Below are 1,924 nucleotides of genomic sequence, written 5' to 3'. Positions count from 1 at the left end.
GTCATCCGCCGGGTCATGATCGCGTCGAGGACATCGCGGTCGCACCACGACCCGGACGGGCCGAGCCGATGGCCCTGATCGCGAGTGCAGCGCCGCTCTCGTCGGCCGACGCTGTCGCGCACCTCCGCAGTGAGGCGATCTCGCTGATCTATGACCCGGTGGCCAGATCCCTGACCGCGGACACCCCACGAGCAGAAAGGATCACGATCGGCTGATCCAGATCCCGACCACCGAACCTCTGGCGAAGGGAGAAGCCCAGGAGAGAGCCGAAACGACAAACACCCGCGTCCAGCCAGGAGCCGGAGGCGGGTGTCGATTCCGCCCGCCCTGGAAACGGGGTCATCGACGTCACAGACGGCTTGAAGAACGCCCAGACGCCCCGTGGCGGCGTCTTCAGCCGGGTGCACGCGGCACATGAGGTCATCGGGTCCGCCCTCCCCGCCCAAGGTGCTTGTCGATCTTCTTCTTCAGGGTCTCCGCACGCTGGTCCAACTCCTTCTGGGCTGAGGGCTTGGGCGCGTTTTGCTGCGTCTCCCGCGGCTGGGCCGGAGGAGTGTTCTCACTCACCGCACTGCCCCCGGCGCTCGCTGCTGCTCGCTCCGGAGGACGTACAGCGGCACAGGGTCGGTGTCCCAAACGATCGGGAAACGTTCTCCGGCCGCGATGCGCTCTCTCATGTTGACGCTCCTTCGCGGCGTTGGCCATTCCCCCGGACCGGTCGCACGGTTGCGGGGGTCCTTCTCGCTCTAGCCAACCGCTCCGCTACGCATCGCCGTACCGTGGCAAGCGGCAGTTTTCAGAGGTCATCTCATTTGGGAGTACCGGTAGCCTGGCTGTGTGTTGATGGTCGAACGACTGGTGCCGGACGGGCTGTGGGAGTTGTTCCAGCGGGTGGTTCCGGAGGTGCCGACGCGTCCACAGGGCGGCGGCCGGCGCCGGTACGGAGATCGTGAGGCGCTGGCCGCGATCATCTTCGTGGCGACCACTGGCTGCACGTGGGCGCAGGTCCCGCCGGTGTTCGGCCCGTCCGGTGCCACCGCTCACCGCCGGTTCATGGAGTGGTCGAAGGCCCGGGTGTGGGCGTAGCTGCATCGCCTGGTATTGGACGAGCTCGGCTCGCGCGGCGCGCCCACATGAGATGACGTCTAAGTCCGCCGTTCTCATGCCTCCCGTATGGCGCGCCACCTGCCCGGCGCATCGGACCGGGCGTTCGGTGTAGCCGGATGGCCATAGCCCAAAGTGGGGGTGGCTCGATCACCGGCGCTGGTCAAGACTGTTCTCCGGGCCGCCCACGCAACACGGCAGGCCAGGCAGTACGCGGCGATCGGGCAGCGGACGCCGGGCAGTGACCTGCCGGGTTCGCCGTCCCGGCAGCCACGCCGCGTGTGCCTGGCGAAAGGGCCCGCTGCCACCGTCCACCATCGACCGTCGGGCCTGGTTCGCCCGAACACCGTGGGCAGTGCCGACGGGCGCCGGCGCGCAGAGTTGCCCTGGCGCCCCGTAAACCGGCGCGCCCTCCTCAGTCGGCCACTGTCCCGATGCGATCTTCTTCTGGCGGGAGCATATGCCCGTATCCGTAGTCCGACTCGCCCATCGACCAGTCGAGTTCAGGCCCTGCCCGGGTGCCACCGCGGACGGGGCGTGCCCGGTGACCGCCCGCGCCGCGGCGCCGGCCCTCGGCGCGCCCTCGGCCGGGGTCACGCGCTATGGACCGGCGCCGGTGGAGAACCCCGCGCTCGGCGAGGTGTTCGCCCACGCCCCGGGACGCACGCCCGAGCAGCTCGATGCGGTGCTGGACGACGCGGCCCGCGCCTTCCCGGGGTGGGCGGCGACTCCGTTCGACGCCCGCCTGCCCGTCGGCGCCTTCGCGGTCGTGGGCGGCGGCACGGAGCTGGGCGCCCGGCTCACCGTCCACCCCGCGGTC

General features: G+C 70.3%; 2 protein-coding genes and 1 pseudogene. All 3 read left to right on the top strand.

Translation table 11 applies throughout. The features are described 5' to 3' along the window. On the top strand, positions 1–215 hold a 215-nt coding region (locus KN815_RS13935; protein WP_372458346.1), incomplete at its 5' end, for a hypothetical protein. Positions 216–843: 628 nt separating this feature from the next. Continuing rightward, positions 844–1,083 (top strand): annotated as a pseudogene (locus KN815_RS13930) (transposase); the annotation flags it as partial. A 565-nt stretch (positions 1,084–1,648) separates the two neighbouring features. Continuing rightward, a partial coding sequence (locus tag KN815_RS13925) for an aldehyde dehydrogenase family protein (protein ID WP_216342207.1) occupies positions 1,649–1,924 on the top strand: 276 nt, incomplete at its 3' end.

Source organism: Streptomyces niphimycinicus (genome assembly GCF_018883605.1).
Lineage (GTDB): Bacteria > Actinomycetota > Actinomycetes > Streptomycetales > Streptomycetaceae > Streptomyces > Streptomyces niphimycinicus.
Note: the sequence above shows the minus strand (reverse complement) of the source record. Positions and strands in the feature narration are given on the sequence as shown.